Origin of the sequence: Actinomycetospora sp. (genome assembly GCF_036497245.1) — a bacterium.
In the GTDB taxonomy this organism is placed as follows: Bacteria; Actinomycetota; Actinomycetes; order Mycobacteriales; family Pseudonocardiaceae; genus Actinomycetospora.
In genome coordinates this window covers 62729-75113 of the sequence record NZ_DASXJS010000210.1, presented here as the reverse complement: position 1 = coordinate 75113, position 12385 = coordinate 62729, and the positions used below count along the sequence as shown (strand labels likewise).

General features: G+C 73.2%; 16 protein-coding genes. 7 read left to right on the top strand and 9 right to left on the bottom strand.

What is annotated here, in order from left to right; translation table 11 throughout:
- Positions 1 to 13: 13 nt before the first annotated feature.
- A complete protein-coding gene (locus tag VGI02_RS22350; protein WP_331630993.1) occupies positions 14 to 670 on the bottom strand; it encodes a DUF2461 domain-containing protein in 657 nt (218 codons plus the stop codon).
- Positions 671 to 693: 23 nt separating this feature from the next.
- Positions 694 to 1584, bottom strand: coding sequence for an N-acetylmuramoyl-L-alanine amidase family protein (locus VGI02_RS22345; RefSeq protein ID WP_331630991.1), 891 nt, complete (start codon positions 1582 to 1584; stop codon positions 694 to 696).
- Positions 1585 to 1753: 169 nt separating this feature from the next.
- Between VGI02_RS22345 and VGI02_RS22340 the strand changes: the two genes are divergently transcribed.
- Positions 1754 to 2011: an FmdB family zinc ribbon protein gene (locus tag VGI02_RS22340; protein ID WP_331630989.1), complete on the top strand. Its 258-nt coding sequence runs from the start codon at positions 1754 to 1756 to the stop codon at positions 2009 to 2011.
- Positions 2012 to 2095: 84 nt separating this feature from the next.
- Positions 2096 to 2638, top strand: coding sequence for a YbhB/YbcL family Raf kinase inhibitor-like protein (locus VGI02_RS22335; protein WP_331630987.1), 543 nt, complete (start codon positions 2096 to 2098; stop codon positions 2636 to 2638).
- Between the two features lie 48 nt (positions 2639 to 2686).
- On the opposite strand, the gene VGI02_RS22330 is transcribed toward VGI02_RS22335, so the two are convergent.
- From VGI02_RS22330 to VGI02_RS22320, 3 genes are all read right to left on the bottom strand, one after another.
- The gene (locus VGI02_RS22330) at positions 2687 to 2962 is read right to left on the bottom strand and encodes a hypothetical protein (protein ID WP_331630986.1); all 276 of its coding nucleotides are present in this window, start codon (positions 2960 to 2962) and stop codon (positions 2687 to 2689) included.
- 341 nt (positions 2963 to 3303) lie between these two features.
- The gene (locus VGI02_RS22325) at positions 3304 to 3744 is read right to left on the bottom strand and encodes a DUF5709 domain-containing protein (protein WP_331630984.1); all 441 of its coding nucleotides are present in this window, start codon (positions 3742 to 3744) and stop codon (positions 3304 to 3306) included.
- Between the two features lie 49 nt (positions 3745 to 3793).
- Positions 3794 to 4141, bottom strand: coding sequence for a UBP-type zinc finger domain-containing protein (locus VGI02_RS22320; RefSeq protein WP_331630982.1), 348 nt, complete (start codon positions 4139 to 4141; stop codon positions 3794 to 3796).
- 181 nt (positions 4142 to 4322) lie between these two features.
- Between VGI02_RS22320 and VGI02_RS22315 the strand changes: the two genes are divergently transcribed.
- The 3 genes from VGI02_RS22315 to VGI02_RS22305 are packed head-to-tail and all read left to right on the top strand — an operon-like array spanning position 4323 to position 7106.
- On the top strand, positions 4323 to 4943 hold the full coding sequence (locus tag VGI02_RS22315; protein ID WP_331630979.1) for a sulfite oxidase-like oxidoreductase: 621 nt from the start codon (positions 4323 to 4325) through the stop codon (positions 4941 to 4943).
- 7 nt (positions 4944 to 4950) lie between these two features.
- A complete protein-coding gene (locus tag VGI02_RS22310; protein ID WP_331630977.1) occupies positions 4951 to 5676 on the top strand; it encodes an FAD-binding oxidoreductase in 726 nt (241 codons plus the stop codon).
- Positions 5673 to 7106, top strand: coding sequence for a dihydrolipoyl dehydrogenase family protein (locus tag VGI02_RS22305; RefSeq protein WP_331630975.1), 1434 nt, complete (start codon positions 5673 to 5675; stop codon positions 7104 to 7106). The genes VGI02_RS22310 and VGI02_RS22305 overlap by 4 nt, the downstream gene beginning before the upstream one ends.
- Before the next feature lie 17 nt (positions 7107 to 7123).
- Here VGI02_RS22305 and VGI02_RS22300 read toward each other — a convergent pair whose 3' ends face one another.
- The 3 genes from VGI02_RS22300 to VGI02_RS22290 all read right to left on the bottom strand — a co-directional run bounded on the left by VGI02_RS22300 (position 7124) and on the right by VGI02_RS22290 (position 8434).
- A complete protein-coding gene (locus tag VGI02_RS22300; RefSeq protein ID WP_331630973.1) occupies positions 7124 to 7258 on the bottom strand; it encodes a hypothetical protein in 135 nt (44 codons plus the stop codon).
- A 59-nt stretch (positions 7259 to 7317) separates the two neighbouring features.
- Positions 7318 to 7599, bottom strand: a complete 282-nt coding sequence (locus VGI02_RS22295; RefSeq protein ID WP_331630971.1) for a YrhK family protein — start codon at positions 7597 to 7599, stop codon at positions 7318 to 7320.
- Between the two features lie 88 nt (positions 7600 to 7687).
- Positions 7688 to 8434 carry an SDR family oxidoreductase gene (locus VGI02_RS22290; protein WP_331630970.1) on the bottom strand — a complete coding sequence of 249 codons (747 nt, stop codon included), beginning with the start codon at positions 8432 to 8434 and terminating at the stop codon, positions 7688 to 7690.
- A 343-nt stretch (positions 8435 to 8777) separates the two neighbouring features.
- On the opposite strand from VGI02_RS22290, the gene VGI02_RS22285 reads away from it, so the two are divergent.
- The gene (locus VGI02_RS22285; protein WP_331630968.1) at positions 8778 to 9686 is read left to right on the top strand and encodes a hypothetical protein; all 909 of its coding nucleotides are present in this window, start codon (positions 8778 to 8780) and stop codon (positions 9684 to 9686) included.
- Between the two features lie 66 nt (positions 9687 to 9752).
- On the opposite strand, the gene VGI02_RS22280 is transcribed toward VGI02_RS22285, so the two are convergent.
- A complete protein-coding gene (locus tag VGI02_RS22280; RefSeq protein WP_331630966.1) occupies positions 9753 to 10451 on the bottom strand; it encodes a hypothetical protein in 699 nt (232 codons plus the stop codon).
- A gap of 376 nt (positions 10452 to 10827) precedes the next feature.
- Here VGI02_RS22280 and VGI02_RS22275 point away from each other — a divergent pair, with 376 nt between their 5' ends.
- Positions 10828 to 12381, top strand: a complete 1554-nt coding sequence (locus tag VGI02_RS22275) for an acyl-CoA synthetase (protein ID WP_331630964.1) — start codon at positions 10828 to 10830, stop codon at positions 12379 to 12381.
- The last annotated feature ends 4 nt before the right edge of the window (positions 12382 to 12385 follow it).

Genomic DNA, 12385 nt, shown 5'->3' with positions numbered 1-12385 from the left:
GGCGGTGGGGCCGTCAGCGCCGGCGGCGGGCCTGCTCGGCGCCGTCGTCCAGGTCGACGCCGACGTGGTCGTCGAGCCAGCGGCCCAGCGGGTCGAGCCGGCGCCACGTCGTCGCGACCCGCTCGGCCGGTTCCGCGGTGTGCAGTTCCTCCGACGGCGGCCACGAGCACCAGGCGAAGAGGCTGCGGTGGCGCAGCAGGTCGATCCGGGGGTGCTCGGGGTCGATGCCCCGCGGGCGGGTCTTCAGGCGGTCCCCGGCGATCGTGAACCCGTCGCCGGCGAGGCCGTCGACGATGGCCGCGAGCTGCGGGCCGTGCCGCTCGTCGTCGACGGCCGCCCGGAAGCGGGCCACCTGGGCGGGAACCATCCTGTAGTAACCGACCGCGACCATGATCCCGTCGGCGGAGACCTGCAGGTAGTGCGGTCCGGCGGTGGCCCCGCACTGGACCTTGTAGGGGCTCTTGTCCGCCGCGAAACGCACGTCGCGGTGCGGCCGGAAGATGCGGCCGGCACCGAACTCCGGCTCGAGGTCCGCGAGCAGGGCCCGCATCGGCTCGCGCACGTGCTCCTCGTAGAGGTGCTTGTGATCGCTCCAGTAGGCCTTGGAGTTGTCGGCCTCCAGCCCCTCGTAGAAATCGACGGCCGCCTCGCCGAATCCGGTGAACGCCACGGCGACGACCCTACGGCGACCGCTCAGCGCCGGGGGTCGGGACCGCGCAGGAACGCCTCGACGCCGTCGCCGATCGAGTCCGCGAGCACCCGCCTGCCGTCCTCGCTGCGCACGAAGTCGGTGGCGGCCGGGTCGGTGATGAACAGCGGCTCGATGACGGCGCCCGGCATCTCGCTCTGCGGGAGATCGCTGCCGGGCGGGGTCCCGCCGAGCAGGACGAGATCCTTGGCCGCGTTCGACGCCTTGTCGGTGGAGTCGCTCCCGACGACGCCGCGGTCGTTCGCGTCCCGCCCCGCTCCCTGGTACCCGGCGCCGATCGCGCCCTGGAGTGACCGTGCGAGCCGGGCGTTGTCGGCGCCGAACGGCCGGCCGGCGTCGTAGAGGGTCTCGAAGCCGTCGACGTCGGGCTCGTCGAAGGAGTTGAAGTGCACCGAGACCAGGGCGTCCGCCCCGGCGAGGTTCGCGCAGCGGGCCCGTGCGGCGAGCTGGGCACCGAGGCCCTCGTCGGTCAGGGCCCCGTTGCTGACGTCGCCCGGACCGAGTCGCTTCCCGACGGCGTCGACACCGCGCGAGAGCGCGACCCGGATACCACGGGCACGCAGGTCGTCCGCGGCCCGCAGGACCAACGGCAGGGTCAGGTCCTTCTCGGGGATCTCCTCGCCGGTGCCCGTCACCCCGGAGGTCCCGACGTCCGGCGCGCCGTGCCCGGCGTCGAGGAGCACCGTCGCCCCGCGGTCGGGCCCGGTCGGCGGCAGGGCGACGCAGGCCCCCTCGACGTAGTCCCCGGGCGCGAGGGCCCCGACGGCCTCGGTGGCCGGGAGCTTCGGCAGGCCCGGGAACACCGACTCCGGCGCCGGGGCGACCACCGCGAGCAGGAGGACGGCGAGGGCGCCGAGCCCCACACTCGTCAGCAACGAGCGTGCTCCGGCCAGATCCGCCGGATGTCCGTGGGGCCCGCGCCGGCGCGGAGCGACCGGGACGTGGCGGGATCTCCTGCCTCGAGCGTGACCCATACGGGAGGCCAGAGTAGGCGTCCGCCCGAATCGCTGTCCGGCGGTCCCGTAGCGGCCTACGCTCCGGTCCATGGCGCTGTACGAATTCCGCTGTCGCGAATGCGGGTCGACCTTCGAGGTCGACCGGCCGATGCAGCGCTCCTCCGATCCCGCGGACTGTCCCGACGGGCATTCCGACACGGTGAAGCTGCTCTCCACGGTCGGTCTCGGCGGCCGCGCCCGGACGGCGACGCGCCCGGTGAGGCCGCCCTCCCCCTTCAGCGGTGGCGGCCCCCCACCCATGGGCGGTGGCGGTGGGGGCTGCTGCGGCGGCGGGGGCTGCGGCTGACGCGGTCGGCCCGTCGTGCATGGGGCGTGACCGGGACGGGGTAAGCGACCCGGGACCGAACGCCTTCGAGACCGAGGAGTCACCGTGGCGCCCCAGCCGCCCGACCCGTACAGCTTCCTGCCCGACGTCGCCACCTTCGAGGTGACCAGCACCGACGTCGCCGACGGCAAGCCCCTGCCCAACGCCCAGGTCAGCGGCATCATGGGAGCCGGGGGAGAGGACGTGACCCCCCAGCTGGCGTGGTCCGGTGCTCCCGCGGGCACGAAGAGCTACGCGGTCACCTGCTACGACCCGGACGCCCCGACGGCCAGCGGCTTCTGGCACTGGGCGGTCGTCGGCCTCCCGGCGTCGACGACGTCGCTGCCCACCGATGCGGGCGACCCGGACAAGGGGCTGCTCCCCGCCGGGGCCGTCACGCTCGCGAACGACGCCGGCGCGCGCCGCTTCATCGGTGCCGCACCGCCCCCCGGGCACGGGGCGCACCGCTACTACTTCGTGGTGCACGCCGTCGACGTGGAGGACCTCGGTGTGGGCGCGGACGCCACCCCGGCGTTCCTGGGCTTCAACCTGTTCTTCCACTCGCTGGGCCGGGCGCGCATCACGCCCACCTACGAGATCACCGGCTGAGTCCGCAGGGCCGTCCGGCTCGCCCCGAGGCGAGCCGGACGGTGGCCCTCAGCGGTCGAGGACCTCGTCGAAGAAGGCCTCGAGGTCCAGCGGGTTGCCCGCGACACCCTCGAGGCGGGGGGCCGGGCGCAGTTCCGCCGTGGCCTCCTCGACGGCGCTGCAGACCATCGAGAGTTCGTCCTCGCTCACCACGCGGAACCCGCGCATCGAGCCGTTCCACGGACGCCGCCACTCGACGGCCGTGAGCTCCGTTCCCTCGAGCTGCCACATCTCCACGCGATTGCCCATCCAGGGCACCGACGTCGTCGGCATCATCGTGCTCACCACCTGCTCGGTCGTCCGACCTGACAACCGACCCCGTCGAGTCGAGGTCGGGCGGCCGCACCATCGGGGCTACCTCCGCAGGGTGCCGCGTCGACCACGCTCGGCACACGTGGACGTGGTCCGCGCGACAGCGACGTCCGTCACCATCGTCCGGATGCCAGCAGTCGCGCGAAGGTCGCGGGGCCGGACCAGGCTGGCCGGGGACACGACGGCGGCACCAGGCACATGATCATGCCGAGAGCGGCAATGGGGATGTCGCGCTTTCCATGATCAATTGCCTAGCGTCGCCGACGGGTCACCAAGCCCCGGCGACCGCCCAGCGGGCCAGCGGGGTGGGGCGCTCACCGATCGTCGTCGACGAGGTGGACCGCGGCCTCCTCGGCGCTCGCACCCGCGCCGTCGACCCCGACGTCGTCGGCCCAGAAGTCCTCGCCGCCGTCGCGCAGCACGAGCCGGCCCGCGCGGTCGCCCCCGACCTCGTCGTCGTAGAGCTCGCCGTCGGTGTCGCTCGCGTCGCCGAGCTCGTCGCCATCGTCGTCGTCCGCGTCGTCGTCCGGCACCTCGCGGCGCAGGCGGCCGTCGAGCGGCTCGCCCTCGAGCTCCTCGGCGTCGGTCACGCCCCAGGTGTCCACGCCCCGGGGCCGCTCGTTCGGGGAGATTCCCTCGTCGAGCGGGTCGGGGACGCGGGGGTCGGCGAGCGTGTCCTCGTCGTCGAGCTGCTCGAAGACGGTGTCGTCGACGGCGTCGCGGTCGTCGCCTGCGAGCTCGTCGGGTTCGGTCACGGGTCCTCCTCGGGTGGGAGTGGTCAGTGTGCCGCGATCCGCGGCCCGGTCAGTTCAGATGGCGCTGCCAGTCGGCCGGGACGCGGTCGCCCGGCCCCGGCGTGGTCTGCTCCGGCGGGTGGTGGCGCGGCGCGGCGATCTCGGGACCGTCGCCCACGGCACCGGAGCGGTCGTCGAAGAACCAGTACTCGCCCGGTTCGTAGCTGGTCAGGATCGGGTGGCCGGCCGCCCGGGCGTGCGCGGTGCCGTGCTGCGCCGGGGACGAGTCGCAGCAGCCGATGTGGCCGCACGCGGCGCATCGGCGCAGGTGGAACCACCACCCGCCGTCCTGGTCGCACTCCAGGCAGCCTGCTCCGGACGGCGGGGCCGCGGGGTCGATCTCGAGGGGCTCGCTCACGACCGTGATCGTCCTCGGCCGGACGCCGCTGCGGTATCGGTCGGACGACCCAATGTGGCGCACATGGCGGAACGCCCACGACCGGGATGATCCGACCGATGCCGGTCGTTCGACCGAAGCGGAACCGGACGTGCGCTCCCTAGGCTGGGTCGCTCCGGGGGAGTCTCGAGAGGAGCAGCGCATGGCGATCACCCGTGGGTTCATGGGCCGACGGAAGCAGGCCGAGCGCGATCCGCGGCTGCCTCCGGGGCAGTACGACGTCGGGAAGTCCTGGCCCGTGCTCACCGCCGAGCCGACCGCCCGGATCGACGCCGAGCGGTGGTCGCTGGGCATCGACGGGCTCGTCGCGAACCCGACCAGCTGGTCACTGCGCGAGCTCAAGGCGCTCGCGGGCACGACCGAGGACACCTACCGCGGCGACATCCACTGCGTGACGACGTGGTCCAAGCTCGACACCTCGTTCACCGGGATCGCCCTGGACACGCTGCTCGAGATCGCCCAGCCGCTGCCCGAGGCGACCTACGTCGTCGAGGAGTCCACCACCCGGTACCGCACCAACCTGCCGATCGCCGACGTCACCGGCGGGAAGGCGTGGATCGTCTGGGAGCACGAGGGCAAGCCGCTGAGCCGGGAGCACGGCGGCCCGGTGCGCATGCTCGTGCCGCACCTGTACTTCTGGAAGTCCGCCAAGTGGATCTCGAAGATCACGCTGCTCGACCACGACCAGCCGGGCTTCTGGGAGGTCAACGGCTACCACGACCGTGGGGACCCGTGGCTCGAGCAGCGCTTCGACGGGGACTGAGCCGGGGATGACCGAGACCGGCCACGACCGCCGCCTCGCCGCCGTCTGGCGCGACGCCCGCGTCGTCGACGTGCGCCACCACGGCGACCTCGCGGTGATCCTGCGCCTCGACGTCCCCGACCGCGTGATCCACCGGCCCGGCCAGCACTACGTCGTGCGCCTGCGCGCCGAGGACGGCTACACCGCGAGCCGGTCGTACTCGGCGGTGTCGGCGCCGTCGGACGACCAGGTGGAGCTCTACGTCGAGAAGGTCCCCGACGGCGAGGTGTCCGGCTTCCTCTCCGAGGTCGTCGAGCCCGGCGACGAGCTCGAGTGCCGCGGCCCGATCGGGCGCTGGTTCGCGTGGGACGGGCGCACCCCGGCGCTCGGGGTCGGCGGTGGCAGCGGGGTGGCGCCGCTGGTGTCGATGCTGCGCCACGGGATCGACGTCGGGCGCCAGGAACTGCTCTCCCTCGCGGTGTCGGCGCGCACCGCCGCCGATTTGCCCTACCGCGAGGAGCTCGAGGCGGCCGGGGCGCTCGTGGCGCTCTCCCGGGAGAAGGGCGGGTTCCGTCTCGACGGGTCCGTGCTGGGCGCCGTCGCGGACCCGGGCGCTACCGCGTTCGTGTGTGGATCGGCGCGTTTCACCCTGGCGATGGAGTCGCACCTGCTCGCGGCCGGGCAGCCCACCGACAGCATCCGGGTCGAGCGGTTCGGCCCCAGCGGAGAGATCGAGGAGGAAGCGGACGGATGAGCGATCTTGACGTCGACGTCGTGGTGATCGGTGCCGGCCCGGTCGGCGAGAACGTCGCCGACCGTGCTCACCAGCAGGGCCTCTCGGCCGCGGTCGTCGAGGCGGGCCTCGTCGGCGGCGAGTGCTCCTACTACGCGTGCATCCCGTCGAAGGCGCTGCTGCGCCCCGTCGACCTGCTCGCCGCCACGCATCGCGTGCCCGGCGTCGAGGCCGGTCCGATCGACGTCGCGAAGGTCCTCGCGCGGCGCGACCAGTTCGCGAACCCGGACGACTCCGGTCAGGCCGACTGGCTCTCCGGCGCGGGCATCACGCTGCTGCGCGGGCACGGGCGCCTGGCGGGGGAGCGGGCCGTGGAGGTCACCCACGACGACGGCACGACGACGTCGGTGTCCGCGCGCTCCGTCGTCGTCGCCACCGGGTCGGTGCCGACCTCTCCGCCGGTCGACGGCATCCACGACGTGGCGGCCTGGACCAACCGCGACGCGACGCAGGTCAAGGACGTCCCGGCCTCCCTGTTGATCCTCGGCGGCGGCGTCGTCGGGGTGGAGATGGCGACGGCGTACCAGCGCCTCGGCGCGCGGGTCACGCTCGTCCAGCACGGCGACGGGCTGATCCCCGCGACCGAGCCCGAAGCGGGCCGCCGGGTCCGGGTCGCCCTGGAGGCCGACGGGGTCGACGTCCGGCTCGGCACGTCGATGACGGCGGTGCGGCGTGATGGCTCGACGGGAGACGAAGCGCAGCGGAGCTCGACCCGAGGAGACGTCGTGGCGACACTGGACGACGGCTCCGAGGTGCGTGGCGAGGAGCTGCTCGTCGCGGCGGGCCGCCGGCCCACGACCGACGACCTGGGACTCGAGACGGTGGGACTCGAGCCGGGCCGGGCACTCGGTGCGGACGACACCACGACCGTGCTGGGGGACTGGCTCTACGCCGTCGGCGACGCCAGCACCGGCGCGAAGCTGACCCACATGGGCAAGTACCAGGCGCGGATCTGCGGCGACGTGATCGTCGCCCGGGCCCATAGCAAGGAGCTCGGGGGTCGGTACTCCCACCACGCCGCGACCGCCGAGCACACCGCCGTCCCGCAGGTGATCTTCACGGATCCCCAGGTCGCGGCGGTCGGCCACACCGAGGCGTCGGCCAGGAACTCCGGCCTGACGGTGCGCTCGGTGAGCTACGAGATCGGCAACACCGCGGGCGGGTCGTTGCAGGCCGACGGGTACGACGGGTACGCCTCGATCGTCGTCGACACCGAGCGCGAGGTGATCGTCGGCGCGACCTTCGTCGGGCAGGACGTCGCGGACATGGTCCACGGGGCGACCATCGCGGTCGTCGGCGAGGTCCCGCTCGCCCGGCTGTGGCACGCCGTCCCCTCGTTCCCGACGATGAGCGAGGTCTGGCTGCGCCTGTTGGAGACGTACGGGTTGTAGGTGGGCTGCGCCCTTGCTCACGTGCGCGCGGCGCACCTACCCAGGATCACGTGGTTGAGCACCGACGGCCCGGGGATGGCGACGGGCTCGAGCGAGGTGAACGTGAACCCCGCGCGCTCGACCCGTTCCCCGGGGCGCCTCGTCGGTCCCACCCTGGATCCCCCGGGGACCGGTCCCGGGTCCGCGCTCCCCGGCCGCCGACCCGGCGACGTTAGAAGTCCGCGCTGGACTCGACGGCCGCGGTCGATCCCGCGATCCGCGTGAGGTGCACCCGGCGGCTGAGGCGGAGCAGCGGGCGGACGAGCAGCTCGATCGACCCGGCCAGGAAGCACCAGGTGCCGGCGATGGTGGTCGCGTCCGAGAAGAACAGGACGCTGCCGACGATGAACCAGACCGCGATGAGGATGTCGTTGCCGATCGAGGCCACCTCGTAGCGCTTGCGGATGATCAGCTCGTCGCGGCCGATGTGGATCGTCAGGGGACCCGTGGTCATGGCGACCAGCATGCGCCGACGAGACCCTCGTGCACCCGGATCCCGGCCCTTCGGGTGGATCGGTGTCCTCCCGGCGGGAGGGGCGGGATCAGCCCCGGCCGAGGTAGGGCATCGTCGTCGCCATCACGGTGAGGAACGGGACGTTCGCGTCGAGCGGCAGACCGACCATGTAGCGGACCGCGTCGGCGACGTGGGCCGGGTCGAAGGTCGGCTCCACCATCCGCTCGCCGTTGGGCTGCACGATCCCCTCGCGCATCCGCGCCGTCATGTCGGTCGCCGCGTTCCCGACGTCGAACTGACCGCAGGCGATCCCGAACGGCCGGCCGTCGAGGGCGATCGACTTCGTCAGCCCGGTGATCGCGTGCTTCGTCGCGGTGTAGGCGATCCCGCCCGGACGTCCGGTGTGCGCGGCGATCGAGCCGTTGTTGACGATCCGTCCCCCCTGCGGAGCCTGGCCCCGCATGATCGCGAACGCCTCCCGGGCGCAGAGGAACGAGCCGGTGAGGTTCACGCCCACGGTCGCGTGCCACCCGTCGATCCCGACCTCGTCCGGCGTGCCCACCGGCCCGGTCATGCCCGCGTTGTTGACCAGCAGGTCGAGCCGGCCCCAGGTGTCGGTGACGGACCGGAACAGGGCGGACACCGCGTCGGCGTCGGCCACGTCGGTGGGGACGACGAGGGCCCGCTCGGCGTCCCCGGCCGTCTCGCGCAGCGTGTCCTCGCGCCGCCCCGCGAGCGCGACCCGCCAGCCGTCGTCGAGCAGGGCCCGGGAGATCACGCGACCGAGGCCGGATCCGGCCCCGGTGACGACGGCGGCGCCGGGCTCGGTGTGCATGGCCTCAGCCTGGCACGGCCGCCGTCGCGATCGAACTCACCGACGTGGCCACCGACCGCAGATCACGACAGCCCTACCGATCGGCATCTACATCGTTGATCATGCCAACGCCGCGCTCGGCAAGATCAACTGCCTAGCGCGCCACACGGCTCGCCGGGGAGCAGCCGTCGCCGTGAGGACGGGCGGCTGGCCCCCGTCCCGCTGGCGGGCGAGCGGCGCCATGGGCTTCACGGTCGCCGTGGCCGCCTGACGGAGCATCACCCACAGGGGTGAGCGGCCGCCCGCGATGGACAGCTCGGAGTAACAGCGGCGCCGCCCCACCGATGCATTCGGCGAAGGGCCGGTGCACCGATCCGGCCTGCTCGCCGGGGGGATGATCGTCATGGGCCGCTGCCGCTGCGGGGCCGCGCTGGTACCGGACCTGCACTTCTGCGTGGCCTGCGGGGCGCGCCAGGATCTCGGTGCACGGGTGCCCGCTACCTCGGGTGCCCCGGCGTTCGGGCCCGGGGGACAGGCCGGCCGCGCGCCGTACCCCGCGCCGTACCCGACCCTGCCGCCGTCCTACCTCCAGCACGGTCCCGTGCCGCCCGGCGCCGTCCCGGCGTCGATGGTCGCCGTCGGCCCGGCCGTGCCCGCGGCACCCGCCCGGTCGACGGTCCCGTGGATCGTCGCCGGGGTCTCGATCGTCGTGGCGGTCGTCCTCGTCGCGGTCGGCGTCCTCGCGGCGCGCCCAGCGGTGATCTTCGGTGCCGCGGCGCCGACCCCCGTGGTGACTCCCACCGTCACGGTCGGGGTGCCGGTCCCCGCCGCCGCGTCCTCGGACACCGGCTCCTCGGGCGGCTCGACGACGGCCTCCTCGTCGAGTGGCTCGTCGTCGGCCTCCGCGTCGCTCGCGGCCCAGGTCGCGTCCGACCGCTCGACCGCCGAGGGCCTCGTCGGGCAATGGGTGCCGCAGCTCTCCTCGAAGCGCGACGGGACGGTCGCCGACGGCATCACCTACGACGACGACGCGATCCTCGCCCACTACTCGTCACTGCTGGCCCGCGACCCGTCCGCGGTGATGCTGTACTCGGGCGACTGGCCGGTCTTCAACGGCAGCGACTACTGGGTCGTCATGCACTCGCAGGGCTTCCCGACGGCGGCCGCGGCGAACGCCTGGTGCGACGCGCAGGGCTACTCCGCCGACGACTGCCTCGCCAAGAAGCTCTCCCACTCGGGCGGTCCGTCCGGCACCACGGTGCCGCGGCACTGACTCCGGACACGACGATGCCGGCCCTCCCGGGTGGGAGGACCGGCATCGTCGTGGGTGAGGTGTAGCTCAGAGCTTCATGTTCATGCCGCTGAGCATGGCGCGGTCGTGGTGGTCCATGGCCTTGGTGGCCGTGCCGGCCTTCGAGTCCTTGGACGCCTTGGTGGCGGTCTTGGTGAGGTCGCCCTTCTTGGAGTCGGCCTTCTTCGAGTCCGACTTCTTGGCGTCGGAGGCCTTCGACTCGGCCTTGTTCATGGCCTTCTTGGCGTCGGCGGCCTTCGGCGCGTCGAGCTTGGGGGTCGCCGGGGTGGCGGCGGCCGGGGAAGCGGCCGGGGCCTGGGCGGCGGCCGGGGCGCCCATGAGCATGCCGAGCACGCCGGGGGAGGCCGGGGCGGCCTGGGCCGGCGCCGCCGCGGCGGGCTGCGCGTAGGCGGGCTGGGCGGCGGCCGGCTGAGCGGCAGCGGGCTGCGCGTAGGCGGGCTGCGCGGCAGCGGGCTGGGCGTACGCGGGCTGCGCGGCGGCCGGCTGGGCCGCGGCGGGCTGCGCGGCAGCGGGCTGAGCAGCGGCGGGCTGAGCAGCGGCGGGCTGGGCCGCGGCCGGCTGTGCGGCGGCCGGCTGCGCGGCGGCCGGCTGGGCGGCGGCCGGCTGCGCGGCGGCGGGAGCCGGGGCGGCGGCCGGGGCGGGCGCGGCGAACGCGGTCGCCGGGGAGGCGGCGGCCGCGGCCAGCACGCCGATCGTCAGGGCACGGGAGCGTGCAGACAGGGACACGAACGACCTCCACTGCGGAGCGGGGAGCGGGACGGGGTGAACGTGCACCCGTCGGGGGATGTGACTGGGACAACGACCGTTACCGACTCGCGATGCGCCCCGATCGCCGATGTTCTGCCGGTCGGGTGCCTCAAGTCCCCCGCTAGGGGCACGTCCGGGGGGCAATTCGGACATCGAAAGGACCCGTGAGTGTCGTGACGGGTCCTCGCCGCCCACCACGTGGCCGCCATGGCGTCCGTCTGGTGGGCGTACTGTGACGCCCGTCATATCTCTCGTTCGGCTGTTGTCTCTCCCGCTGTTCGCGGATGTGCGGACGGTGTGCCGTCGGCAACGATGGCGCCGTCACCCGACCCCGAGCCGAGCGAGGACCACCGCCGTGTACCCCGGAAAGCACGCGAGGACGACCCCCGACAAACCCGCGGTCGTCATGGCCGATACCGGGGAGACGCTCACCTACGCCGAGCTGGAGGAGCGGTCGATCCGTCTCGCGCACGTGCTGCGCGGCGAGGGGCTCCAGCGCGGCGGCCACGTGGCGCTCATCGCGTCGAACGGCCCGGACGTCTTCGTCTGTTACTGGGCGGCCGTCCGCTCCGGGCTCTACATCACGGCAGTGAACCACCACCTCTCGGTGCCCGAGGCCGCCTACATCGTCGACGACTGCGGCGCCGAGGTGCTGATCGTGTCCGCCGACATGGCCGAGCTGGCCGAGGGCGTGGTCGCGGACACGCCGAACGTGCGCCGCCGCCTCGCTTACGGCGGCACGGTCCCGGGGCACGACTCCTACGAGGACGCGATCGCCGCCGCGAGCGCCGAGGAGCCGGCCGACCAGCCCGCCGGCGCGGACATGCTCTATTCCTCGGGCACCACCGGCCGGCCCAAGGGCATCCAGCCGGCACTGACCGACCGCCAGGTGCACGAGCCCGGCGAGCCGTTCATCGCGGTCTTCGGCCCGCTGTTCTCGTTCGACGAGCACACCGTCTACTACTCGCCTGCCCCGACCTATCACGCAGCCCCGCTGCGGTTCGGCGGGATGGTCCTGGCCACGGGAGGCACCCTGGTGCTCACCGCGACCTTCGAGGCCGAGCAGGCGCTGCGGGTCATCAGCGAGCACGGCGTCACGCACTCGCAGTGGGTGCCGACGATGTTCGTCCGGATGCTCAAGCTCGACGAGTCCGTGCAGAGCTCCCACGACGTCTCGACCATGGAGGTCGCGATCCACGCGGCCGCCCCGTGCCCGGTGGACGTCAAGCAGACGATGATCGACTGGTGGGGCCCGGTGCTCTGGGAGTACTACTCCTCGACCGAGGCGAACGGCATCACGCTCATCTCCCCGCACGAGTGGCTGGAGCACCCGGGCTCGGTCGGGCAGGCCAAGCTCGGCGTCATCCACATCTGCGACCCGGACGACGAGGACGGCCGCGAGCTCGCCACGGGCGAGATCGGCACGATCTTCTTCGAGCGCCCGCAGCGGCCGTTCGAGTACCACCACGACCCGGAGAAGACCCGCGAGGCCCAGCACCCGCGGCACGAGAACTGGACCACGACGGGCGACGTCGGCCACGTCGACGAGGACGGTTTCCTCTACCTGACCGACCGCAAGGCCTTCATGATCATCTCTGGCGGGGTGAACATCTACCCGCAGGAGATCGAGAACTGCCTGACGATGCATCCGGCGGTCTACGACGTCGCCGTCATCGGGGTGCCGGACCGCGAGATGGGCGAGCAGGTGAAGGCCGTCGTCCAGCTCGCGACGGGCCACGAGGGCACCGACGAGCTGGCGAGCGAGCTCATCGAGCACGTGAAGGCCCACATCGCCCGCTACAAGGCCCCCCGGACCGTCGACTTCACCACCGCGCTGCCGCGGACGGCCACCGGCAAGCTCGTCAAGGGCGAGCTCCGCAAGCAGTACGCACAGACGGCGGGGGTGTAGGGCC